The organism is Bradyrhizobium sp., assembly GCF_035652035.1.
Classification (GTDB): domain Bacteria; phylum Pseudomonadota; class Alphaproteobacteria; order Rhizobiales; family Xanthobacteraceae; genus Bradyrhizobium.
The window spans coordinates 1-22,402 of the sequence record NZ_DASREO010000099.1 but is presented as its reverse complement, the minus strand read 5'-3'; the positions used below and the strand labels follow the sequence as shown (position 1 = coordinate 22,402).

Annotated in this window: 22 protein-coding genes and 1 pseudogene; 20 read left to right on the top strand and 3 right to left on the bottom strand. The window is 62.1% G+C overall.

Annotated elements, in window-relative coordinates; genetic code table 11:
* Window positions 1-199: 199 nt before the first annotated feature.
* From VFB05_RS27640 to VFB05_RS27595, 10 genes are all read left to right on the top strand, one after another.
* Entirely contained in the window at window positions 200-1,153 is a 954-nt protein-coding gene (locus tag VFB05_RS27640) for a TRAP transporter substrate-binding protein (RefSeq protein WP_325018422.1), read from the top strand.
* A 94-nt stretch (window positions 1,154-1,247) separates the two neighbouring features.
* Window positions 1,248-3,254 carry a HAMP domain-containing sensor histidine kinase gene (locus tag VFB05_RS27635; RefSeq protein ID WP_325018695.1) on the top strand — a complete coding sequence of 669 codons (2,007 nt, stop codon included), beginning with the start codon at window positions 1,248-1,250 and terminating at the stop codon, window positions 3,252-3,254.
* Window positions 3,224-4,963 (top strand): ATP-binding response regulator, encoded by a 1,740-nt coding sequence (locus VFB05_RS27630; RefSeq protein WP_325018420.1) that lies wholly within the window; start codon window positions 3,224-3,226, stop codon window positions 4,961-4,963. Before VFB05_RS27635 ends, VFB05_RS27630 begins: the two co-directional genes overlap by 31 nt.
* A gap of 4 nt (window positions 4,964-4,967) precedes the next feature.
* Window positions 4,968-5,696, top strand: a complete 729-nt coding sequence (locus tag VFB05_RS27625; RefSeq protein ID WP_325018418.1) for a response regulator — start codon at window positions 4,968-4,970, stop codon at window positions 5,694-5,696.
* Window positions 5,697-5,962: 266 nt separating this feature from the next.
* The gene (locus tag VFB05_RS27620; protein ID WP_325018416.1) at window positions 5,963-6,559 is read left to right on the top strand and encodes a thioesterase domain-containing protein; all 597 of its coding nucleotides are present in this window, start codon (window positions 5,963-5,965) and stop codon (window positions 6,557-6,559) included.
* Between the two features lie 262 nt (window positions 6,560-6,821).
* Entirely contained in the window at window positions 6,822-7,433 is a 612-nt protein-coding gene (locus VFB05_RS27615; protein WP_325018413.1) for a sigma-70 family RNA polymerase sigma factor, read from the top strand.
* A gap of 266 nt (window positions 7,434-7,699) precedes the next feature.
* Window positions 7,700-8,293 carry a L,D-transpeptidase gene (locus VFB05_RS27610; protein WP_325018411.1) on the top strand — a complete coding sequence of 198 codons (594 nt, stop codon included), beginning with the start codon at window positions 7,700-7,702 and terminating at the stop codon, window positions 8,291-8,293.
* A gap of 57 nt (window positions 8,294-8,350) precedes the next feature.
* Window positions 8,351-9,388, top strand: coding sequence for an amino acid ABC transporter substrate-binding protein (locus tag VFB05_RS27605; protein ID WP_325018408.1), 1,038 nt, complete (start codon window positions 8,351-8,353; stop codon window positions 9,386-9,388).
* Window positions 9,389-9,596: 208 nt separating this feature from the next.
* On the top strand, window positions 9,597-10,142 hold the full coding sequence (locus tag VFB05_RS27600; protein WP_325018406.1) for a carboxymuconolactone decarboxylase family protein: 546 nt from the start codon (window positions 9,597-9,599) through the stop codon (window positions 10,140-10,142).
* A 47-nt stretch (window positions 10,143-10,189) separates the two neighbouring features.
* A complete protein-coding gene (locus VFB05_RS27595) occupies window positions 10,190-10,684 on the top strand; it encodes a VOC family protein (protein ID WP_325018404.1) in 495 nt (164 codons plus the stop codon).
* A 3-nt stretch (window positions 10,685-10,687) separates the two neighbouring features.
* Here the strand turns inward: VFB05_RS27595 and VFB05_RS27590 are convergent, their stop codons facing one another.
* Both VFB05_RS27590 and VFB05_RS27585 read right to left on the bottom strand, forming a co-directional pair.
* Entirely contained in the window at window positions 10,688-11,902 is a 1,215-nt protein-coding gene (locus VFB05_RS27590) for an MFS transporter (RefSeq protein ID WP_325018402.1), read from the bottom strand.
* A 133-nt stretch (window positions 11,903-12,035) separates the two neighbouring features.
* Window positions 12,036-12,704: a DUF938 domain-containing protein gene (locus VFB05_RS27585; RefSeq protein ID WP_325018693.1), complete on the bottom strand. Its 669-nt coding sequence runs from the start codon at window positions 12,702-12,704 to the stop codon at window positions 12,036-12,038.
* 205 nt (window positions 12,705-12,909) lie between these two features.
* Between VFB05_RS27585 and soxX the strand changes: the two genes are divergently transcribed.
* From soxX to VFB05_RS27545, 8 genes are all read left to right on the top strand, one after another.
* A complete protein-coding gene (gene soxX, locus VFB05_RS27580; protein ID WP_325018400.1) occupies window positions 12,910-13,233 on the top strand; it encodes a sulfur oxidation c-type cytochrome SoxX in 324 nt (107 codons plus the stop codon).
* A gap of 38 nt (window positions 13,234-13,271) precedes the next feature.
* Entirely contained in the window at window positions 13,272-13,766 is a 495-nt protein-coding gene (soxY, locus tag VFB05_RS27575) for a thiosulfate oxidation carrier protein SoxY (RefSeq protein ID WP_325018398.1), read from the top strand.
* Between the two features lie 10 nt (window positions 13,767-13,776).
* Window positions 13,777-14,088, top strand: coding sequence for a thiosulfate oxidation carrier complex protein SoxZ (gene soxZ / locus VFB05_RS27570; protein ID WP_325018396.1), 312 nt, complete (start codon window positions 13,777-13,779; stop codon window positions 14,086-14,088).
* Between the two features lie 63 nt (window positions 14,089-14,151).
* A complete protein-coding gene (gene soxA, locus VFB05_RS27565) occupies window positions 14,152-14,976 on the top strand; it encodes a sulfur oxidation c-type cytochrome SoxA (protein WP_325018394.1) in 825 nt (274 codons plus the stop codon).
* Entirely contained in the window at window positions 14,973-15,302 is a 330-nt protein-coding gene (locus VFB05_RS27560) for a hypothetical protein (RefSeq protein ID WP_325018392.1), read from the top strand. The genes soxA and VFB05_RS27560 overlap by 4 nt, the downstream gene beginning before the upstream one ends.
* A complete protein-coding gene (soxB, locus tag VFB05_RS27555) occupies window positions 15,299-17,041 on the top strand; it encodes a thiosulfohydrolase SoxB (RefSeq protein ID WP_325018390.1) in 1,743 nt (580 codons plus the stop codon). Before VFB05_RS27560 ends, soxB begins: the two co-directional genes overlap by 4 nt.
* Before the next feature lie 69 nt (window positions 17,042-17,110).
* Window positions 17,111-18,151: an MBL fold metallo-hydrolase gene (locus VFB05_RS27550; protein ID WP_325018388.1), complete on the top strand. Its 1,041-nt coding sequence runs from the start codon at window positions 17,111-17,113 to the stop codon at window positions 18,149-18,151.
* 147 nt (window positions 18,152-18,298) lie between these two features.
* Complete coding sequence (locus VFB05_RS27545) at window positions 18,299-19,534, top strand: MFS transporter (protein WP_325018386.1); 1,236 nt, start codon at window positions 18,299-18,301, stop codon at window positions 19,532-19,534.
* A 24-nt stretch (window positions 19,535-19,558) separates the two neighbouring features.
* On the opposite strand, the gene VFB05_RS27540 is transcribed toward VFB05_RS27545, so the two are convergent.
* Entirely contained in the window at window positions 19,559-20,827 is a 1,269-nt protein-coding gene (locus tag VFB05_RS27540; RefSeq protein ID WP_325018384.1) for an MFS transporter, read from the bottom strand.
* Window positions 20,828-21,055: 228 nt separating this feature from the next.
* Here VFB05_RS27540 and VFB05_RS27535 point away from each other — a divergent pair, with 228 nt between their 5' ends.
* Entirely contained in the window at window positions 21,056-21,730 is a 675-nt protein-coding gene (locus VFB05_RS27535) for an ABC transporter ATP-binding protein (protein ID WP_325018382.1), read from the top strand.
* Window positions 21,727-22,402, top strand: a pseudogene (locus tag VFB05_RS27530) (ABC transporter permease); the annotation flags it as partial. The gene VFB05_RS27535 and the pseudogene VFB05_RS27530, both read left to right, overlap by 4 nt.

Below are 22,402 nucleotides of genomic sequence, written 5' to 3'. Positions count from 1 at the left end.
GCCCACTTTCCGAAGTTCGTGTTCCGCCTCAGCACCCACCTTTCACGAACTTCGGAAAGTTATGGGCACCAGGAATTTTAGACTTCTAGGGCCGCTCTTCCATTTGAAGTTCCTGAATGGAGTTCGCCGCTTGTGGTGCAGGAACTTCAAATGGGCGGCACTAGCTTGTACCCGCGCCGGCCTTTCGCGGACCGTCATCATGTTCGTTGCATTCCTTTTGACGGCCGCCACGACATCGGCTCCGGCCCGTGAGTTTCGCGCCGCCGACACTCAGAGCGAGGATTATCCGACCGTCCAGGCGCTGCGCTTCATGGGCCGGCTCATCGAAGAGAAAACCAGCGGACGGCTGCAGATCCGCGTCTTCCATTCGCGCCAGCTGGGCGAAGAAAAAGAAACGATCGAGCAGACCCGCGCCGGTGCCATCGATCTCAATCGCACCAACGTGGCGCTGATCGGCACCTTCGTGCCGTCGATGAATGTGCTGGCGATGCCGTTTCTGTTCCGATCCATCGGCCACTTGCAGAAGGTGCTGGACGGTCCGATCGGCGACGAGATCCTCGGCAGTTTCGAGCCATATGGATTCGTAGGCCTCGCCTTCTACGATTCGGGCGCGCGGTCGATCTACAACAGCGTGAGAGCCGTCCGCTCGATCGCCGACATGAAAGGCCTGAGGCTTCGCGTGCAGCAGTCGGAGTTGATGTCTGACATGATCAAGGCGCTTGGCGCCGAGCCGATCGAACTGCCCTATGGGCAGGTGCGCACGGGCCTCGCCACCAAGCTGATCGATGGCGCAGAAAACAACTGGCCGTCCTTCGTCACCACCGGGCACTACAAATACGCCGGCTTCTATACGCTGACCGAACACACGATGAGCCCCGAAGTGCTGGTGATGTCGCTCAAGGCATGGTCGAGCCTGTCGCCTGAGGACCAGGCGGTGTTCCGCGACGCTGCGAGGCAATCGAGCCACTTTATGCGCGAGCGATGGAAAGACCTCGAGCAGCAATCGCGCAAGGAGGCGGAAGCCGCCGGCGTCACCATCGTCAGCGATTTCGACCGCAAGCCGTTTGAAGCGGCGATGGCGGGCATCTATGCCAAGGCGAGGCGCGATCCGGCCGCCGCCGCATTGATCGAACGAATTCGCAAGGTCGACTGAATTGGATCAGGCAGGCGCCCAGCACCAGACGGCCGAGACGCCCGCGAGCTTCGCGGGACGCGGTCATTCGCGGCTGGTCGGCCTCGTCCGTGCGGTGCCGATCCGCTGGCGCATTCTCTCGATCGCAGCGCTCAACTCGGCGGTCGTCGTGGTGCTGGTCGCGTTGATCTGGAATGGCGTCCAGGTGCTGGGGTCGGCATGGGACGACGTGCGGCAGGTGCGCGAGTCCGACAAGATCCTCGCGACGCTCGAGAGCGAAACCGGCCATCTGCAAAACCTGATCCATCGTTACATCGCCCAGCCGAGCCCCGAAATGTTCGGCGAGATCTCGCGCTCACGCGAGACGGTTCTCGGCACGCTGAAGACGCGCGCGACGGCCGATCCGGTGCTTTCGGGATCGGTCGAGCGGCTGGAACGCGTCACCGAGCGCTTCCTCAACGGCTTCTCCGAATTGCGCGGCGTGCAGGCAACGATCACCAAGACCTATGAGGATGAGGTGCTCACCCCCGCCCGCGACATGGCCGGGCTTTACTCGATCATCGAGGGCGCCACCGGCCACCGCGATGCGCTGATCTGGCCGTCGCTCGGCAAATCGCGCGAAGCCTTCACGACGATGCTGGTCGCTGCCAATTCCTACTATCTTTCGCTGGCGACCGCCTCGGCCGAAGAAGCGAGCCGCAATACCGAGACCATCCAGCAGACCATTCCGGTGATGCTCGATCTCGCCGACAACGACCTGCAACGGATGGCGTTGCAGCGCCTGGATGCGCGCAGCAAGGCGCTGGGCGAGGGAATTGCGAAGCTGTCGGCGCAATTGACAAGCCGCACCGAACTCTTGCGCGATTCGATCGACGCGAGCCAGGCTGAGGCGTCCGGCGTCATCGACGAACTCTCCGTCAAGATGCGTCAACGCGAACAAAAGGCGCAGGAGACTTTCGACCAGACGCTCGGCGATATCTCCCGCAAGGTGCTTTCGATCGCGGTGATCTTCCTGGGCATCATCATCACCGCCGGCGTCTTGATCGCGCTGTCGATCCGCCTGCCCCTGCAGCAGATCATGACGGCGATGCACGCCATCACATCGGGCGACCTGAACCGCAAGGTCCAGGGCCTGGGGGCTCGCGACGAAGTCGGCGAGATGGCTCGCGCGGTGGAAGTGTTCCGCGAAAACGCCATCGCCAAGCGCAAGACCGAAGACGAACTGCGCGCTTCGAAGGAAAAGGCGGAGAACGCGCTGGATGAACTGAATACCGCCCAGCAGAACCTCATCGACGCCGAACGCCTCGCCGCGCTCGGCGGCCTGGTCGCGGGCGTCGCGCATGAGGTGAACAATCCGATCGGCATCAGCCTGACGGTCGCCTCCAGTTTTGCGCGCCGCACCGAGGCGTTCGAAGACGAACTCAAGAGCGGCAACGGCCTGCGGCGCTCGCAGCTCGACGAATTCGTCAAGACCTCGCGCGATGCCGCGCAGCAACTGGTCGGCAATCTGCACCGCGCCGGCGAACTCATCCAGTCGTTCAAACAAGTCGCCGTGGACCGCTCGCATGCGGAGCGGCGCACCTTCTCCTTGAGCGAAGCGACCGACCAGATCATTGCGAGCTTGCGTCCGGCACTGAAGAAGGCTTCGATCGCGCTATCGGTCGAAGTGCCGGAAAACCTCGTCATCGACGGCTATCCCGGCTCCTACGGCCAGATCCTGACCAACCTGTTTCTCAACGCCGTTAACCACGCCTTCCCCGACGGGCGCTCCGGCACCATCACGATCTCGGCCAAATCGCGCGGCAATGACGATGTCGAGATCAACTTCTCCGATGACGGTGCCGGCATGACGCCGGACGTGCAGCGCCAGGCCTTCGATCCCTTCTTCACCACGCGCCGCAACGAGGGCGGCACGGGACTTGGCCTGCACATCGTCTATAATCTCGTCACGCAGCAGCTGGGCGGCCGGATGATGCTGGATTCAAGGCCGGGACAAGGCGCCACGTTTCGCATTATCATGCCCAAGACAGCCAACAAGGCCGCCAAGGGCGCTCAACCAACCGAAAACCAGGATCACGACAGGACTTCCGCATGGCCGAACAGGACGATGTCCTCCACCTGATCGAGGATGCCGGCGCCGATCCGGAAGTCCCCGGCGCGCGCAAATGGAAGGTCGCGGTCATCGACGATGATCAGGCGGTGCACGAAGGCACGCGCTTTGCGCTGAGCGACTACACGTTGAACGGACAGACGCTGGAGATCCTCTCGGCCTACTCCGCCGCCGAGGGCCGGGCGCTGATGCGTGCGCACACCGACATCGCCGCGGTGCTGCTCGACGTCATCATGGAAACTGACGCTGCCGGGCTCGATCTGGTCGAATATATTCGCAACGAGCTCCACAATGAGACGGTCCGCATCATCCTGCGCACCGGGCAGCCCGGGCAAGCGCCGGAACGGCGCGTCATCGTCCAATACGACATCAACGACTACAAGGCGAAGACGGAGCTGACGGCGGACAAGCTGTTCACCTCGCTCACCGCGGCGCTGCGCAGCTATCAGCAGCTCGAGCGCATGGTGCAGACCCGCCGAGGACTTGAGATCATCATCGACGCTGCCTCCACGCTCTACGACTTCAAATCGATGCAGCGGCTGGCCGAGGGCGTGCTGACGCAGATCGCCTCGCTTCTCAATGTCGACTGCGCCGGCATCCTGGTGCTGCGCGACGGCGGCGAAGTCAGCCACGACTTTTCCGTGCTGGCCGGTTCGGGCTGCTACAGCCGCTTCATCGGCGCGTCCGGAGCCAAGGCGCTCGACGCCGACTTGCGCTCGATGGTCGAGGCGGCTTTCAAGCGCCGCAAGCATGAATTCGTCGACCAGCGCACTGTGCTCTATATTCGCACCGGCAGCGGGCGCGAAGTCGTGGTGCTGCTGCAGGCCGAGCGGCAATTGTCGGAAACCGACCGCTCGCTGGTCGAGATTTTCGGCAGCAGGCTTTCGATCGCCTTCGACAATGTGATCCTTTACCAGCAGCTGCAGGACGCCAACAGCCAGCTCGAGGATCGCGTGGCGCAACGCACCCGCGCGCTGATGCAGGCCAATCGCCGGCTTTCGGCGCAGTGGCTGCGCCTGCAACGCGCCAACGGCTTCAAAAACGAAATCCTCGGCACCGTCGCGCACGATCTGAAGAATCCGCTTGGCGTCATTCTCGGCCGCACCGAGATGCTAACCGAGCTGATTGCCGCCGGCACTTCCCGCGACAGCATCACCTCCCAGGTCGATCATATTCGCGATGCCACCAAGCGCCTGACATCGATGGTCGATCACCTGATTTCCGATGCGATGGCCGATGCCTTCGATATCACCATCCGCCGCGAGGCGGTCGATATTGCGGCCCTCGCCACTGAGGTGGTCGACGCCAACCAGCCGCTCGCCATCAACAAGCAGCAATCGATTACGGTTTCGGCCACCCCGAACCTGATCACCGCGTGCGATGCAGACCGGATCCGCGAAGCCATCGACAATCTGATCAGCAACGCCATCAAGTACAGCCCGATCGGCGGCAAGATTTCAGTCGTGGCCGGCCGCGAAGCGAACAAGACCGTGATCCGGGTCGTCGACCAGGGCGCGGGCCTGTCGCCGGAGGATCTCGGCCGGTTGTTCGGGCGCTTCCAGCGCCTGTCCGCCAAGCCGACCGCCGGCGAAAGCTCGACCGGCCTTGGGCTATCGATCGTCAAACGCATCATCGACATGCACGGCGGCGAAGTCACCGCCAACAGCCCCGGCCCTGGACAGGGCTCCGCTTTCACCATCACTCTGCCGACAGAGGCGTGATTCCATGAGCCAAAGTCCGCACATCATCATTGTCGACGACGAGGCACCGGCCCGCGAAATGGTCGGCGACTATCTCAAGATGCATGGATTTTCCGTGACGCTGTGCGACGGCGGCAAGAGCCTGCGCGGAGCGATCGAGGCCAACGTGCCGGATCTCGTGGTGCTCGACCTCAACATGCCTGAGGAAGACGGGCTTTCCATCATTCGCGACCTGAAGAGCCGTACCAACGTACCAGTCATCATGCTGACGGCGACCGCAAGCCCCATCGATCGCGTCGTCGGTCTCGAGCTCGGCGCCGACGACTATGTCGCAAAGCCCTGCGAACTACGCGAACTGATGGCGCGCATCCGCTCGGTGCTGCGGCGAAGCACGCCGGCACGAGCTGCGGAAGCCGGCGGAGCGAAGGCCAAGGATCCGCTGGTCCGATTCGGCACCAAGTGGCTCGACCTTCAGGCACAGGCGCTGCGCGACGATGAAGGCAACGAGCACCCCCTCACCGCTTCCGAATTCGGCTTGCTCAAGGTGTTTGCAGCCAATCCGAAACGCGTGCTGTCGCGCGAGCGGCTTCTGGAGCTCGCGAACGCCCGCGACAGCGAGGCGTTCGATCGCGCCGTTGACCTTCGGATCATGCGCATTCGCCGCAAGATCGAGATCGATCCTACCAAACCGTCCGTGATCCGGACGATTCGCGGCGGCGGATACCTGTTCTCGCCTGCCGGCGACAAGGCCTGAGCCGGTTCTTTCCGTAGTTTTCCTGCCTCCTGATGCGGCGAAGGCACTAGCGTCGCCAAACTGTCGCAGTCGCCGCGCGCGTTCTGGATTTCGTTGCGCCGATGCAGTAGTCATTGAAGGATGGATGGGCGGACGCCAAACGGGGCCACGGCGGTTTGCCGGCTAAACTGTCGGACGGGGCGTTAGTTCGGCATCACACTCAGAGCAACAGGCTTGAATTGCGATGGCGGTCCCGACCGCGTCGTATCGTATGTTGAGGACCACCGATGCTCTCTTGTCTCCGCGCGACATTCCGTTCTACGGCTGCCGCTCTGGCATTTGTGCTGATGATGAGCGTCGCATCGCCGGCCGCGGCCACCGCGCACAAGAAAGTCTACCTGCTGCGCGGACTGACCAACATCCTGTCGCCGGGCATCGACCAGCTCAACGAAGAGCTTCAACATCGGGGCGTCGATGTAACGATCGCCAATCATGCGTTTTGGGAATCACTCGCCCGTGAGGCCACTGACGACTGCAAGAGCGGCAGGGTCTCTTCCATCGTACTGGCCGGTCATTCGCTCGGCGCCAGCGCCGCTGTGAACATGGCCGAACAACTGCGGCAGGCTGGCCTTCATGTTGCGTTGATCGTGACGATGGACCCGGTCACCAAGCTCGTGGTGCCGAACAACGTCCACCTCTTGCGAAATTACTATCTTTCCAGCGGCGTCGGGGTTGCGGCTGAACGCAGCGGACACTTCCACGGCACGCTGCAAAATGTCGACATGGGCAAAAGCGACTATGGGCACGTCTCGCTGACGACGGCGCCGTCGGTCCAGACCCAGGCCCTGCACGATATCCTCGCCGCCAATTCGAGCTGTCGCTGAGGCTTCACAGGTAAAGGCTGGCCGGCACGCCCGTCAGCCCTTCCGGGTTTTGTTCCCTCTGGTCCGTGACCAGTTCATCTCCGGCATATCTTCTTAAATTTGCTGATATTTTGGCCCCGATTGTTTCGTCGCGCGGCCTGCGACGAAACAATTTTCCCGGCAACGAAACCATTTTCCCCTTTTCGCGCAGACATCCCGAAACCGTTACTTACTACCAATGTCTCAACGAAGCGCCGCCCAAGGGCGACACCGGGAGACCGTCATGCCGAAAGTCGTAGCCATCAACGCCGCCGCCCAGCAGAGCCTCATCGCCGCCCAGGCGACTTCCGACGAAGCGCTGCTCGGAAGCATTTCCGAAGGCGGCCGGACCGCGATGCATACGCTCTATTCGCGCCACCATGTGCGGGTCTACCGCTTCATCCTGCGGATGGTGCGTGATGCCTCGACGGCGGAGGATCTGACCAGCCAGGTTTTCCTCGACGTGTGGCGGACCGCAAAGCAATTCCAGGGACGTTCGCAGGTGTCCACCTGGCTGCTCTCGATCGCACGCTTCAAGGCGCTGACGGCCTTGCGCCAGCGCAAGCACGAGGACATCGACCGGGAGGAGATGCTGGAGATCGCCGACGAGAGCGAATCGCCGGAAGCGTGCCTCGACCGATCGACCACCAGCGCCATCCTGCGCGCCTGCGTCGCCAAGCTGTCGCCGGCGCATCGCGAGATCATCAACCTCGTCTACTACCATGAGAAGTCGGTCGAGGAAGCAGGCCAGATCATCGGCATTCCCCAGAGCACGGTGAAGACCCGGATGTTCTATGCCCGCAAGCAGCTGGCCGATCTGCTCAAGGTCGCAGGCGTGGAGAGTCTCGCCGCCTGAGGCCCTCCTGCTACCGTTTCATTAGTGACTTTAAAGCCAACGGCTGCTCATCGAGCGGCCGTTTTGCTTTTTGACGCCGTTCATGAACAAGGCCGCTTTGCCACTGCGAGGGCTCCATCGCCCTGAAAAGCTTTTTCAAAATTGCGGCATCATCTATAAGAAAACCGCTGGGATTAGAGCCGCGGCTTGCCATCATGCTGCCCCTGAGATTTGATGGGAACGAGCCCGGCAGAACCGGGCGCCCTGCGCGGTGGGAGATGTCTAAAATGACAAAAATTCGTCACCTGATCTGCATGACGATTGCGGCAGCGGGCCTGATGTTTTCATCCTCCTCGAGTTTCGCCCAGCAGACCGACCGAGGCGACGAGCCTGGCCTGATCGCCGACGACAGCTATCAACTCGATCCGGAATGGCAGAAGCAGATGGTGTATTACCGCACCACCGAGCCGCCGGGCACCATCATCATCTCGACGGCCGAACGCCATCTTTATCTGGTCCAGCCGGGCGGCCGCGCTCTGCGCTACGGAATCGGCGTCGGACGCGATGGCTTCCAGTGGCAAGGCCTTGTGAACATCACCCGCAAGGCGGAATGGCCGGACTGGGTGCCTCCGCCGGAAATGATCGAGCGCCAGCCTTATCTGCCGCGCTTCATGGCCGGTGGCCCGGGCAACCCGCTTGGCGCGCGCGCGATGTATCTCGGCACCACGGTCTACCGCATTCACGGCACCAACAGGCCGGACACGATCGGCACCAAGGTGTCATCCGGTTGCTTCCGGCTCGTCAACAACGACGTTGCCGATCTCTACGATCGCGTGCCGGTCGGCACCAAGGTCGTGATCCGGCAAAAGCCGGAGCTGTGATCAAGACGCACTTTCAGAAAAGCCATTTCAACTTCCCGATGGGGCGAGGGATCAATCATGCGTACATTTCGGGGCGGCCTGCTGATCGGGCTCGCGGTCGCAGTCGCGGTCGCGGCCATTGCCGTCGGCTACGAGCTCTATGACACGCGCACCTTGAAACGCACGGTTCGCCGCGGCGAAGTCCTGTGCGGCGTCAACAGGGGATTGCCGGGTTTCTCGATCCCTGACGACAAGGGCAACTGGACCGGCTTTGACGTCGACTTCTGCCGCGCGGTCGCATCCGCCATCTTCGACGACCCGACGAAGGCAAAATTCGTCCCGCTCGACGCCAATGAACGATTCAAGGAACTGCAAAATCGCAAAGTGGACATTCTCTCGCGCAACTCGACCTGGAGCATGTCGCGCGAGACGTCCTATGACCTCTATTTCCCGGCCGTCGCCTATTATGATGGTCAGGGCTTCATGTTGCCGCGTTCGCGCAACATCGATTCCGCGCTCGATCTCAATGGCAGCAAGGTCTGCGTGCAGGACGGCACCACGACGGTTCTCAATCTCGCCGATTACTTCCGCGCCAACAACATGAAGTATGAGGAGAAGAAGTTCGCCAGGCTGGACGATGTCGTCAAAGCCTACGAGTCCGGGCAGTGCGACACGCTGACCGCCGACGTGTCGCAGCTTTACGCGCTGCGGCTGAACTTCGCCAAACCGGGCGAGCACGCCATCCTGCCCGACGTGATCTCCAAGGAGCCGCTCGCGCCCGTGGTGCGGGAGCGCGACGACGACTGGATGCTGATCGTGAAATGGACGCTCTATGCGATGATCAACGCCGAGGAGCTTGGCGTGACTTCCAAGAACATCGACGAGGCGCTGAAATCCAAGAAGCCCGACGTGATGCGGCTGGTCGGCACCGAAGGCAACTACGGCGAGGAGATCGGACTGACCAAGGACTGGGCGGTCCGCATCATCCGTCATGTCGGCAACTACGGCGAGGTCTATGACCGCAACGTCGGCTCGGAATCGCAGCTGAAGATTCCGCGCGGGCTCAACCAGCTTTGGAATGCCGGCGGCATTCAATACGCCCCGCCGATTAGGTAACGTTCGTCATTCCGGGATGCGCCGACGCGACAAAATAGCAACGCTATTTTGCGCGGAAGGTGCAGGCCCGGAATCCATCCCATCAACATTGATGCGGTACGATGGATTCCGGACTCGCTCGTTTTCACTCGCGCCCCGGAATGACAGCCAGGAACTGGATTGCGTCGTTGTGCTCTGCATAACAGAACAACAAAAAGGGGAAACAACCATGCGGATCAAACTGCTTTCGCCGGAGGAAATGAGCCCGGAGCAGAAGCAAACATACGACGAAGCGATCGCGGGCAAGCGGGGCAAGCCGCCGGCGCCGATGATGGCCTGGCTCAACAGCCCGGAAATGGCACGTCACGCCACGCGGCTCGGCGAGGTGTTGCGCTTCGATACGATCTTTCCCGCAAAACTGTCCGAGATTGCGATCCTGGTCACGGCGCGGCACTGGACCTCGCACTATGAATGGTTCGCGCACAAGCGCCTCGCGCTCGCCGGCGGCATGGACCCGAAGGTCGCCGACGACATTCGCGATCGCCGCACGCCCATCTTCGACGATCCGAAGGCGAAGATGATCTACGATGTCGCCAAATCGCTGCATGAAGGCCATGGTGTGCCGAAGGCGCTCTATAACGAGGCGGTTGAGGTACTCTCCCAGCGCGGGGTCGTCGAGGTCATCGGCCTCTGCGGCTACTACACCATGGTCTCGATGACGCTGAACACGTTTGAATTCGGCCTGCCCGACGGACAAGTGTCCGAGCTTGCGTGATCCTCGGCCGCTCCCTAGATCCTGATAATCACACCAGGGGAGCAGCCATGCCGCAAAATCCGCCCATCATCTCCGGCACCAGGATCGGCCACGTTCATCTCAAGGTGGCCGATCTCGATCGCGCGCTCGGCTTCTATTGCGGCGTGCTCGGCTTTGAGCTGATGCAGCGCGTTGGCGAGGCCGTCGCATTCATCTCGGCGGGCGGGTATCATCACCACATCGGCCTGAACACCTGGGAAAGCAAAGGCGGCCATCCCCCGGCGCCCGGCACAACCGGGTTGTTTCACACCGCGATTGTTTATCCGACCCGCCCGGCGCTTGCCGATGCGCTGCATCGCGTGATCAGTGCCGGCATTCCGCTCGACGGCGCCAGCGACCATGGCGTCAGCGAAGCGCTCTACTTGCGCGACCCAGATGAAAACGGCGTCGAGCTCTACCGCGATCGGCCGCAAGCCGAATGGCCGCGCAATGCCGACGGTTCGCTCGCGATGTTTACCCGGCGGCTCGATGTCGAGGATTTGCTGCGCTCGCGCGAGGCGTGAGGTTCACGGCAAAGCCGTCCGCCGCCTCTGCAACGAAACCAGCAGCAGCACCGTGATGCCCAAAGCGACCGGCGGGAAAACCACCCAGTTGACCGCAGCCCAGCCGTAATTCGCCAGCAACTGGCCGGATGAGAACGATCCGACCGCCATCATGCCGAATACCAGGAAGTCGTTGAACGCCTGCACCTTGTTGCGCTCCTCCGGTCGATGCGTTTCGAGCACCAGCGCAGACGCGCCGACAAAGCCGAAGTTCCAGCCCATGCCGAGCACGATCAACGTTGCCCAGAAATGCATGGCCGTAAGGCCGGACAGGCCGATGACGGCAGCCGCCGCCTCCAGCAAAAGCCCCGTCGCGACCACCCTGGGCGCACCGAACCGCGCGATCAACGACCCCGTAAAGAAACTCGGGCCATACATCGCCACGATGTGCCACTGAATGCCGAAATTGGAATCGCTCAAACTCAGGCCGCACATCTTCATGGCGAGCGGCGCCGACGTCATCACGAGATTCATCGTGGGGTAAGCAATGACGCCGCACAGCGCGGCAGCGATGAAGCGCGGCTGCCGCACGATCTCGAGCAGCGGACGCCCCCGATGCAGATCGGCCGGTGCGGGCTTTGGCGCATCGACGCCGGCAAGGATAGCCATCGCCACCAGCGCCACTGCGGCCTGCACGATGAAGCTGAAGGCGAACAGATAGGGCGACCAGATATCCATGGTCCACTGCACGAGCTGTGGGCCGAGCACGCCGGCGAAAACGCCGCCGGCCATCACCCACGACACGGCTTTCGGGCGAAATGCCGTGCTGGCGCCGTCGGCGGCGGCAAAGCGATAGGACTGCGACACTGCACCATAGAGCCCGCCGAGGAAGGTCGCGCAGCAGAACAGAACGAACGAGCCGCGCAGGATCGCGAGCGCGCCGAGCAGGCCCGTGAGCGCGCCACATGCCGTACCGGCAATGAAGGCAACGCGCCGGCCATAGGCGCGCGAGATCATGCCAGTCGGCAAGGTGCCCGCCGCAAGGCCGGCGACATACATCGAGATCGGCACGGTCGCGAGCGAAACGTCAGGCGCCAGCGTCGCGCCGACGATCGAACCGGTCGCAAAGATCACCGCCGAGTTGGCGCCCGTCAGCGCCTGCGCCGCGGCGAGCCGCATCACATTGGCGCGGACGCGGGTATCATCCGCGTCTGCCGCGGCTGCGGTCACATCGATCATGAGCGATTTCTATCCCGACAAGGCAGGACCAGAGGTCGATTCGTCCTTCAATCCGGGCTCAATATGAAATGATCATTCTGCGCGATCAACCGTTGGAAACGGGCGCGCGCTATGCGCTGGCATCGGATCGCGCCTAGTCCCGAGCGAACACCAGCGTAAAATTGTTCGCCGGCATGTCGGCAATTTCGACCAGCGAAAGACCGGCGCATTCAGCCAGCTCCCTGACGGCCGCGACATCACGCACACCCCATTCAGGATTGCTGCGGTGAAGGTGCGCATCAAACGCTTCGTTGCTCTGGGATGTATGGCGGCCATCGCGCTGGAACGGACCGTACAGAAAAAGCAGCCCGCCTTCGCGCAGGCAGCGCCCGGCGCCGGCAACAAGTCCCTCGGCGACGGGCCACGGCGCGATGTGGACGACATTGGCGCAGAACACGGCGAGGAGTTCGCCGCCCGCATCTCGCCCAGCCTCGCCCCACGCCGGGTCAGACACGTCGATGCGCCGCGGCGGGCGGATGTTCGCCAGCTGCGAATGCGCGCGCCACGCTTCGATGCTTGTGAGGTGATTGTCGTTGAGATCGCTCGGCCACCAGATCAGTTGAGGAAATCGGCGGGCGAATTCGACGACGTGCTGCCCCGTGCCGCTGCCGATCTCAACCGCGTCGCCGGACTTTCCGGTCAGGTATCGTTCCAGAACGCCACAGATCGCCTGATGGTTACGGTGAAAGGCCGGAGCGTCGAGCCGCCCATCCGTCTCGCGGCTGCCGCCATCCTTGCCAAATTCGACGACATATTCGGCCATCTCAAGCTCCGACTCCGAAATTCGCAGGTCCTGTGACGAACGTGCAGCGGCACTGCCAGGACCTTCAAATTCGCCGCACGAGTTATCCCGGATTTTCGCTTGTACCGTCGCGTCGTCAGGCGATACCTTTATTTGAACCATTATATTCGCCCATTTGCCGCTGGAACACGCCTTGACCGACCGCCGCTCAACCGGACTTTTCGCGATGGCGCTCACGGCCGCGCTGTTATTGCCGATTGGTGCAACGCACGCACAATCCAATGCCGCCGAGGGCCAAAAACTTGCTTTCGACCGCACCAAAGGCAACTGCCTGAGCTGCCATGCGATCAAGGAGGGCGACCTTCCCGGCACTATCGGCCCGCCGCTCAAGGACCTCAAAAGCAAATATCCTGACCGCAAGGACCTTGTTGCGATCCTCACCGACGAGACCCGCCGAAATCCACAAACAGCGATGCCGCCATTCGGCCGCAATCGGATTCTCACTGAAGAAGAAATCAACGCGATCGTGGATTTCCTGCAGACATTATAAAGCGCGACAAACGCGCAACAGATTCCGGAGATGAGACGATGACAGGTTCAAAAGAGCGTTTTCCCATCACGCGGCGTCTTGTCTTGCGCGGCGCCGGCGCGATTGCGCTCGTGGGTCTGGGCGTTGTTTCACTTCGCGGCGCGCCGGCTCTTGCCGCCGCCAACGACAAATATCCGGAAGAGGCGTTCAAGCAGAAAGACGGCAAGGAAGCGATCAAGCTGCTCTACGGCCGCACGGCGGAACCCTCCGACAAGATCAAGCTCGATGCGCCGGAGATTGCGGAAAACGGCGCGGTGGTGCCGATCTCGGTATCGACGACCCTTGCGGACGTTACCTCGATCGCGTTCGTGGTGCCGGAAAATCCAAACGTGCTGGCAGCCTATTACAGGATTCCGCAGGGCACATTGCCCAACATCGCCAATCGCCTGAAAATGGCAAAGACGACAAGCATCATCGCGTTGGTTGAATCCGGCGGCAAGCTTTTCAGCGCGACCAAGGAAGTCAAAGTCACCGTCGGCGGCTGCGGCGGTTAGGAGAATTGTGATGGCATCGAGTATCCGCGTGCGCGCAATCGCAAACGGCGACACCACCGAAGTTCAGACGCTGATCCAGCACCCGATGGACTCTGGCTTCATCAAGGATGACAAGGGTCAATTCATACCGGCCCATTTCATCCAGGAGCTGACCTTCGAGCACAACGGCAAGCCGGTGTTTGTTGCCGACTGGGGCACGGCGGTCTCCAAGGATCCTTACGTCAAATTCGCTTTCAAGGGTGCCGCCAAGGGCGACGATCTGAAAGTGAGCTGGATCGACAACAAGGGCGGAAGCGACAGCGCCACCTTCAAGATTGCGTAGGAGCCTGTCTTTATGGCGCGTATCGGCCGGGCCGGAAGTAGGTTGGGCGTGAGAAGTCTTTCGATGCCCCTCGCTGTGCTTCTGCTCGCAATCACACAGGCGGCAGTCGCCGGCAATGTCGATCCGGCCGCTGAGGCCCGCGCCTTTCGCGATTACTTCTTCAAGAAATTTCCCAACGTGAAGGCGGATGATTTCGCCAACGGTCCCTACGCGCTGAACGAGGACATGCGGCGGCAATGGGAGGAGAAGGAGCAATTTCCTCCTTATGAATTTTCACTCGAAGCCGGCAAGGAAATGTTTGCGAAGCCTTTTGCGAACGGCAAACACTATGCCGACTGTTTCCCCGACCAGGGCATTGGCATCAGGCAAAACTATCCGCAATTCGACGCGGCAAGCGGCAAGGTCGTCACGCTCGAGCTGGCGCTCAACGAGTGTCGGACGGCAAACGGCGAGAAAGCCATCTCCTATACCGGCGAGGATATGGCGGCACTGACCGCCTATATGGCTTTCACCTCCCGCGGCAAGCCGTTCGACGTCAAGCTTCCCGATGACGCACGCGCGCGCGAGGCTTACGAAAACGGCAAGCGCTATTTCTACACCCGGCGCGGACAATTGAATTTTTCCTGCGCGACCTGCCATGTGCAAAATCCCGGCGAGCGGCTGCGTGCCGAAGTGCTCGCGCCCGCGCTCGGGATTCTCAACGCGATGCCGATCTACCGCTCTGATTGGGGCGGCATGGGCACGATCAGCCGGCGCTTCATCACTTGCAACAGCCAGGTGCGCAGCGTGCCGCTCGAGCCGCAAAGCGAGGAATATCGCGACCTCGAATATTTTCTGTCTTATGTCAGTAACGGCTTGCCGATTTCCGGACCGGGCTCGCGGCCATGAGACGTTTATCGAAAACCTTGCTTGGAATATTTTGGCTGCTCGCATCCGTTGCGGGCGCCGAACGCTCCGCGTTTGCCGCAAGCTCGGAAGCGGACTTCAAGCAAGCCTATGCCGCGGCGGACGCCGCTGAAAAGGAAGCAGGTCGCCTGCGCAACCGGTGGCTTCCGACTGAAGCGGCCTTGGCTAACGCCAGGAAAGCCGCCGAAAAGAACGACTTCGACCAGGCGATCGCCGCCGCAAGAGAGGCAGAGGTTCTGGCCAAGGCTTCGATCTTTCAGGCGACAAGCGAGAAAGACGCCTGGAAAAATCTCGAAATAAGACCATGAGCATACGCCGCCGCGATTTTCTGAAACTTTCAGGCGCCGCCGCGCTCGCCGGAAGTTTGCCGCGCCGAGCCCGCAGTGCCGAGCCCGGCGTCTACGACATCGAGCGCTTCGGCAATGCTCGCATCCTGCATATCACCGACACGCATGCGCAGCTGCTGCCCGGTTATTTCCGCGAACCGAGCGTCAATCTCGGCATTGGCGCGATGGCAGGCCAGCCACCGCATCTGGTCGGTCACGCCTTTCTCGACCGTTTCGGCATCAAGCCGGACAGCGCAGACGCCTATGCCTTCACCTCGCTCGAGTTCGAGAAATCGGCAGCACGTTTCGGCAAGCTCGGTGGCTTCGCCCATCTGAAAAATTTGATCGACCGTTTGCGCAACGACGTTGGCCAGCGAAATTCGCTGCTGCTCGACGGCGGCGATTCCTGGCAAGGCACCGGGCTCGCCAACAGTTTGCGCGGCGCCGACATGGTGGAAGCCACCAACCTGCTCGGCGTCGAGGCGATGACCGGGCATTGGGAATTTACCTATGGCGAGGACACGCTGCGCGACAACCTCACGCGCTTCAAGGGCGAGTTTCTGGCGCAGAACGTCTTTCTGACCGACGAAGCTGCGTTCAATGGCGCCAAGGCATTCGATCCCGCATCGGGTCGCGTGTTCAAGCCGGCCGTGATCAAGGACGTCGGCGGCTATCGTGTGGCCGTGATCGGCCAGGCCTTTCCCTATGTTCCGATCGCCCATCCCAAACGTTTTGTGCCGGACTGGACCTTTGGCATTCGCGAGCAGGAATTGCAGGCGCTGATCGACGGCCTTCGCGGAAACGAAAAAGCCGACGCGGTGCTGCTCTTGTCGCATAACGGCATGGACGTCGATCTGAAACTGGCGTCGCGCGTGCGCGGCCTCGACGTCGTTCTCGGCGGCCACACCCATGACGCTATTCCGCAAGCGATCTCCGTGACCAATGCTGGCGGCCCCACGCTCGTCACCAATGCCGGCTCGAACGGCAAATTCGTCGGCGTGCTCGATCTCGATCTCGCCAAGGGCCGTGTGCGGGATATGCGATATCGCTTGCTGCCGGTGTTTTCGGAATTGCTCAAGCCCGATGCCGAGATGAGCGCGCTGATCGAGAAGATTCGCACCCCCCAGATCGCCGGATGGAGCGGCAAGATCGTCACGACCGACCGCCTGCTCTATCGCCGCGACAATTTCACCGGAAGTGTGGACCAACTGATTTGTGCGGCGCTGCGCCGCGAATTCGACGCCGAAATTGCGCTATCGCCGGGCTTTCGCTGGGGCGCGACCTTTCTCGCCAACCACCCGCTGACCATGGAGGACGTGCTGGCCGAGACGGCGATCACCTATCCGGAGACGTACGTCCAAAAGCTGACCGGCGCCGAGATCAAGAACACGCTCGAAGACGTCTGCGACAATCTGTTCAATCCCGATCCCTATCAACAGCAGGGCGGCGACATGGTCCGCATCGGCGGCCTCACCTATGGCTGCACGCCGTCCGAAGCCATCGGGCGGCGCATTTCCGACCTGAAACTCGGCAACGGCCGCGCCATCGAGCCGCACAAGCGCTATTCGGTCGCAGGCTGGGCTGCGGTCAACGCGCAGCAGGGACGACCGGTATGGGACGTCCTCGCCAAACAGCTCGGAAGCGGCAAGCCGCTCGCAGCAACCACGGATAATGTTGCGCTGCGGGGCGTGACCGGCAATCCCGGTGTCGTGGAACAGTAGCGGCGACGACGCTGCACTTCTATCTTGCGCGTGATAAGATAGCAGAATTAGTCCACGGGCTTTATCGCCATGATCTTTCGTCAACTGTTCGACAGCGTTTCCGGTACCTACAGCTATCTGCTCGCCAGCCGCGCCGGCGGCGAGGCCATGATCCTCGACCCCGTGCTGGAGCGGGTCGACCGCTATTGCCAGTTGATGCGCGAGCTCGACCTCAAACTGGTCAAGGCCGTCGACACCCATCTGCATGCCGACCACGTGACCGGCCTTGGCGAATTGCGCGACCGCACCCATTGCATCACCATCATGGGCGAAGAGACCAAGGCCGACGTCGTGTCGATGCGAGTGTCGGATGGCGACAAGGTGACCATTGAAGGCATTACGCTCGATGTGATGTACACGCCCGGCCACACCGATGATTCCTACAGCTACTTGATGGGGGATCGCGTCTTCACCGGCGACACGCTTCTGATCCGCGGCACCGGCCGCACCGATTTCCAGAACGGCAGCGCGCGGGCGCAATACGAATCGATTTTCAATCGTCTGCTGAAACTGCCGGAAGAAACCTTCGTGTTTCCCGCTCACGACTACAAGGGCGACACCGTCTCTACCATCGGCGAGGAGAAACGGCACAATCCGCGATTACAGGTGCGCTCGGTCGATGAATATGTCGAGCTGATGAACAATCTGAAGCTGCCCAATCCGAAAATGATGGATGTCGCGGTGCCCGCCAACATCCGCGTCGGCTTGCATCAGGAGGAACTGACCAAACAGGGGCTGGCGTTCGCTGCCGCTGACGCGATCAAGACTCTTGGCCGGCCCGATATTCTGCTGGTCGATTTGCGCGAAACGAGCGAGCGCCTAAAGCACGGCACGCTGCCCGGCGCGCTGCATGCGCCCTATCCTTCGATCGACGACAACCTCAAGCCGGGCGGAATGCTGCGCGAGGTCGCGACCGCTACCGGGCGTCGCGTCGTGTTCTTCTGCGCCTATGGCGAGCGCTCGGCGATGGCGGTCAACGCCGCAAAGGAAGCGGGACTGACAAATGCGGCCCACATCGCTGGCGGCATCGATGCCTGGAAGAAAGCCGGCGGCCCTGTGCAGACGGGCTGAGTGCACGACGGCTGATCAGCCCGTTCAAGCGCGGCCATATGGCCTTTTGAGTCCACCCCCCAAAGGGGCTGCCATGCAGCCATATTCATGGACAAGTAACGGCTAGCGCCGATATTTTCCCTCGCCGAAAGCGAGGAAATCTCCGATATGGCCGATATTCTGGCCACTCCGCACCAAGCCTCATCCCGACAGGCCGAAAAGGACGTCCAGTTTCGCACGCTGGGCGCCATCTCCGTTGCACACTGGGTCAGCCATTTCCATATTTTCGCGTTGCCGATGCTGTTCCCGTTTCTGAAACAGCAGCTCAATGTCGGCTATATCGAGCTTGGCTTTGCACTGACCGTCTTCGCCGTGGTGTCCGGCCTGACCCAGGCGCCGATCGGATATCTCGCCGACCATCTCGGCGCTAGGAAGATTCTCCTGATGGGCCTTTGTCTCGGTGGCGGCGCGCTGATCGCGCTCGGCCTGCATCTGAGCTATTCCTGGCTGATCGGGAGCGCAGCGCTGCTCGGACTGGCCAACAGCGTCTATCACCCCGCCAATTACGCGATCCTTTCGGCCCATATGAACGAAGCGCGCATGGGCAGGGCGTTTTCAGTTCATACATTCGCTGGATTCCTTGGCGGCGCCGTAGCGCCTGCCGTTATCGCAGCACTGACCGCGACAGTCGGCGGCCATGGCGCACTGATCGCGGCCGGCGCGATCGGGCCGCTGGTTGCGCTTGTTCTGCTTGTCGTCGGCATTCCCGAGGCAAGCGCCGCAGACAAAAAGACGGCCGGCGCCGACGCCTCAAAGCAAAATGTCATCACGCCGGCGCTCGCGGTGCTGACGATTTTCTTCCTGCTGCTCTCGCTTTCCAATGCCGGCATCGCAAACTTCGGCGTCGTCGCGCTGATGAGCGGCTATGGTGCGACGTTCTCCGCCGCAAATCTGGCGCTGACCGCCTATCTCGGCGCCAGCGCGGTGGGGGTTCTCGCCGGCGGATTTCTCGCCGACCACACTGCGCGCCATGGACAGGTGGCGGCGGCGTGTTTTGCGGTAAATGCCGCCATCCTCCTGCTCATCGCCGCGGTGAGCCTGCCGCAGCTGCTCCTCGTGGTCGCGATGGGATTGGCCGGCTTCCTCTCTGGCGTGATTGCGCCCTCGCGCGACATGATGGTCCGCAACGCCGCCCCTGCGGGCGCGGCCGGCCGCGCGTTCGGCATCGTCTCCACCGGATTCAATATCGGCGGAATCATCAGTCCGCTGCTGTTTGGCTGGATCATGGACCAGAACATGCCGCATTGGGTGTTCGGCGTCTCGGTCGCGTTCATGGTGCTGACCGTCGTGCTCGCGCTCGCCACCGAGCGCAGCCCCGAAGAAAGCAAGCCGGCGCGCGCCTGACAAGGCGATCGCCGGACTTAGCCGTCAGGCGAATTTTGGCTGGCGCGCGGCTGCCAGCAATCGCTCGCGTTCGCTGTTCGGCCACAACAGCATCAAGCCGAGCAAGCCCGACGCGGCGAGGATGACCGCGTTGATCGTAAAGCCGGTCATGTAGCCTTCCGTCCCGCCCGACGCGCGCTGGATCATGCTGCCCATGACAAAGGGCGCCAGGACGCCCGCCAGCGTATAGATCGCGCCATAGATCGAGATCACCGCTCCGCGTTGGGAGACGGGCGTGAACTCGCTGATCATGGGGGCGCAGACCACATAGATCGATCCGGAAACCCCGGAACCCGCGACCAGCAGGGCGATCTTCAGACTTGCGCTATCGGCATATGGCAGGAAGCCCAGAATGATGCCGCCGGCAATCAGCGGGGCGGCACCCAAGATCCCGCGCGCGACCCGGGTCGAAAATCCGCGCGCCATCAGCATTTGCGAGATCCAACCGGTCAGCAGCACAACGACGGCGCCAAATACCCACGGGAGAATCGAGATCGCGCCCGCCTCGGTTTGCGAAAAGCCGAGCCCCCTCACGATGAAGGGCGTGAACCAGGTGAGGCCCAGCGAGAGCGCCCAGTAAGCACCGAAAGTCGCGGCGCAGCAGCCGATGAATGTGCGCGAGGTTAGAAGCAGCGAGTAAGGGATACGCGTCTCTTCTGCCGTCGCGGAGGGGGAAACGAGCGGGCCTTCCTCGCCCAGCATCAGCCAAACCACAACCCAGAGGAGCCCGGCGATACCCAGCGCACCAAACGCATAGTGCCAGTTGTAGTGCACGATGAGCCAGTTCAGCGCGGGCACCGCGAGGATAACGCCGAAGGCCGATCCTTGCGACAGAATGGCTGTTGGCAAGGTCCGCTTTTCGTCGGGAAACCATTTGTAGATCGCGTGGGCCGCGACCGCGCCCGCGGGCCCCTCGCCCGCGCCGAGAACAATGCGGCAGATCAAAAGCGTCACAAAGCCGACATTGCCGATCATCGGAAACTGGGACAGCGCCCAGATCAACGCCAACGCCAGCAACACCCAGCGCGTCTCGACACGGTTGGCGAGGAAGCCGACGGCAACGGCCGAAATGGAAAACAGGAAGAAGAACGCAGAACCGAGCAGGCCGAACTGGTCCGGCTCAAGCTTCAGGTCGGTCATGATCGGGACGCCGGCGAGACCGACGACGACCTTGTCCGCGAAATTCATCAGCATGAAAAGAAACAGGAGAAACGTGATTCTCCAGGCCCCCTTGGGGGTCGGCTGCGCGGTCATGGTCGCCCCTTCCGGTCGTTTTGCCGTCCGCTTCGACGTTATGCCATCCAGAACGGCGCAGAAAAATGCGACCGATCGTCCGGCAAGGAGGTCTCTTTCAGGCTATCACCATATGATGAAGGCTCGATCACGATCGCGTCGCGGTTACCACCACGGGGCGTGATATGCGGCTGGCGTATTGCTATGCTGAACGGCCTTGAACAGGGAGAGAAAGGTGCACCGCTTCGCATGACGTCGGACAGAGAGATCGTGCTGAGCGTTCGCAATCTGACCAAGGCCTACCGTTCGGCCGGCGAAGAAGTCGCCGTGCTTCGCGGGGTGAACCTGATCGTTGCGGCAGGCGAACGGGTCGCACTGACCGGCGAATCCGGAAGCGGCAAGAGCACGCTGCTGCATCTGATCGCCGGGCTCGATCGCGCCGATGGCGGCGAGATCGATTTTGCCGGAGCGCCGATCGCAGAGCTCAACGAGGCCGGTCTCGCAGCGCTGCGGCGCGATCGGCTCGGTCTCGTTTTCCAGCAATTCAACCTGATCCCGAGCCTCAATGTCCGCGACAATCTCGCGTTCCAGTCCCGCATCGCCGGACGCCACGATAGCGCCTGGCAGGTCGAGCTGGCACAACGCCTGGGCCTCACCTCGCTTCTGAACCGCTACCCCGAACAGCTTTCCGGCGGCCAGCAGCAGCGCGTCGCCATCGGCCGGGCGCTGGCGGTCAAGCCGTTGCTCCTGCTCGCCGACGAGCCCACCGGCAATCTCGACGAGGCAACCGCCGACGACGTGCTGGCGCTCACCCGGGACCTCGTTGCGCAAACGGGCTGCGGCCTGCTGATGGTGACGCATTCCAATCGGCTGGCAGCGACGATGGATCGCCAGGTCAACCTCAGCGCGGGATTGATCGCGTGATGCGGACCGCTTGGATTCTCGCGGTCCTGCTCAGCCACTGGCGGCGGCATCCGATGCAGTTCGCGACGCTGGTGATCGGTCTCGTGTCGGCAATCGCGCTATGGAGCGGCGTACAGGCGTTGAACCAGCAGGCGCGGGCGAGCTATGATCGCGCAGCGGCCACTTTCGGCGGCGTCCGCACCGCGACGCTGGTCGCCCGCAATGGCGGCGCGTTCCCGCAAGCGCTATTTGTCGAGCTGCGCCGCGCCGGCTGGCCAGTGTCGCCCGTTGTCGAGAGCCGCATCCAGATCGACGGCCGCTCATTCCGCCTGCTCGGCATCGAACCCGTTACTCTTCCACTGGAAGCCGGTGATACGCCTTCGATCGGCGGCGATTTGCAGAACTTCGTCTCGCCTCCGGGAGAAACACGCGTGGCGCCCGAGACCCTGGCCGAGCTCGGCGCGAAGGAAGGCGTGTCGCTGCAAGCAAGCAACGACCTGAGGCTGCCGCCGCTTCGCCTCGCGGCGCAACTGACGCCGGGCGTAATGGTCGTCGATATCGGTGTTGCCCAGCGGCTTTTGAAGATGCCTGATCAGGTTTCGCGGCTTCTGGTCGGCAAGAGCAAGGGGCCCCGCGCCGAGCTTGAATCGGTCGCCGGAAACAAGTTGCGCCTGGTCGAGCCCGATGCCGAGA

What these genes read in the sequence shown, in the direction of transcription:
- VFB05_RS27620 (WP_325018416.1), top strand. Translation starts at nt 5,963, where the DNA reads ATGCTCTCTTGTCTCCGCGCGACATTCCGTTCTACGGCTGCCGCTCTG.
- VFB05_RS27615 (WP_325018413.1), top strand. Translation starts at nt 6,822, where the DNA reads ATGCCGAAAGTCGTAGCCATCAACGCCGCCGCCCAGCAGAGCCTCATC.
- VFB05_RS27605 (WP_325018408.1), top strand. Translation starts at nt 8,351, where the DNA reads ATGCGTACATTTCGGGGCGGCCTGCTGATCGGGCTCGCGGTCGCAGTC.
- VFB05_RS27540 (WP_325018384.1), bottom strand. Translation starts at nt 20,827, where the DNA reads ATGACCGCGCAGCCGACCCCCAAGGGGGCCTGGAGAATCACGTTTCTC.
- VFB05_RS27610 (WP_325018411.1), top strand. Translation starts at nt 7,700, where the DNA reads ATGACAAAAATTCGTCACCTGATCTGCATGACGATTGCGGCAGCGGGC.
- VFB05_RS27535 (WP_325018382.1), top strand. Translation starts at nt 21,056, where the DNA reads ATGACGTCGGACAGAGAGATCGTGCTGAGCGTTCGCAATCTGACCAAG.
- VFB05_RS27560 (WP_325018392.1), top strand. Translation starts at nt 14,973, where the DNA reads ATGAGACGTTTATCGAAAACCTTGCTTGGAATATTTTGGCTGCTCGCA.
- VFB05_RS27640 (WP_325018422.1), top strand. Translation starts at nt 200, where the DNA reads ATGTTCGTTGCATTCCTTTTGACGGCCGCCACGACATCGGCTCCGGCC.
- VFB05_RS27630 (WP_325018420.1), top strand. Translation starts at nt 3,224, where the DNA reads ATGGCCGAACAGGACGATGTCCTCCACCTGATCGAGGATGCCGGCGCC.
- VFB05_RS27600 (WP_325018406.1), top strand. Translation starts at nt 9,597, where the DNA reads ATGCGGATCAAACTGCTTTCGCCGGAGGAAATGAGCCCGGAGCAGAAG.
- soxB (WP_325018390.1), top strand. Translation starts at nt 15,299, where the DNA reads ATGAGCATACGCCGCCGCGATTTTCTGAAACTTTCAGGCGCCGCCGCG.
- VFB05_RS27625 (WP_325018418.1), top strand. Translation starts at nt 4,968, where the DNA reads ATGAGCCAAAGTCCGCACATCATCATTGTCGACGACGAGGCACCGGCC.
- VFB05_RS27595 (WP_325018404.1), top strand. Translation starts at nt 10,190, where the DNA reads ATGCCGCAAAATCCGCCCATCATCTCCGGCACCAGGATCGGCCACGTT.
- VFB05_RS27590 (WP_325018402.1), bottom strand. Translation starts at nt 11,902, where the DNA reads ATGATCGATGTGACCGCAGCCGCGGCAGACGCGGATGATACCCGCGTC.
- VFB05_RS27545 (WP_325018386.1), top strand. Translation starts at nt 18,299, where the DNA reads ATGGCCGATATTCTGGCCACTCCGCACCAAGCCTCATCCCGACAGGCC.
- VFB05_RS27585 (WP_325018693.1), bottom strand. Translation starts at nt 12,704, where the DNA reads ATGGCCGAATATGTCGTCGAATTTGGCAAGGATGGCGGCAGCCGCGAG.
- soxY (WP_325018398.1), top strand. Translation starts at nt 13,272, where the DNA reads ATGACAGGTTCAAAAGAGCGTTTTCCCATCACGCGGCGTCTTGTCTTG.
- VFB05_RS27550 (WP_325018388.1), top strand. Translation starts at nt 17,111, where the DNA reads ATGATCTTTCGTCAACTGTTCGACAGCGTTTCCGGTACCTACAGCTAT.
- soxX (WP_325018400.1), top strand. Translation starts at nt 12,910, where the DNA reads ATGGCGCTCACGGCCGCGCTGTTATTGCCGATTGGTGCAACGCACGCA.
- soxA (WP_325018394.1), top strand. Translation starts at nt 14,152, where the DNA reads ATGCCCCTCGCTGTGCTTCTGCTCGCAATCACACAGGCGGCAGTCGCC.
- soxZ (WP_325018396.1), top strand. Translation starts at nt 13,777, where the DNA reads ATGGCATCGAGTATCCGCGTGCGCGCAATCGCAAACGGCGACACCACC.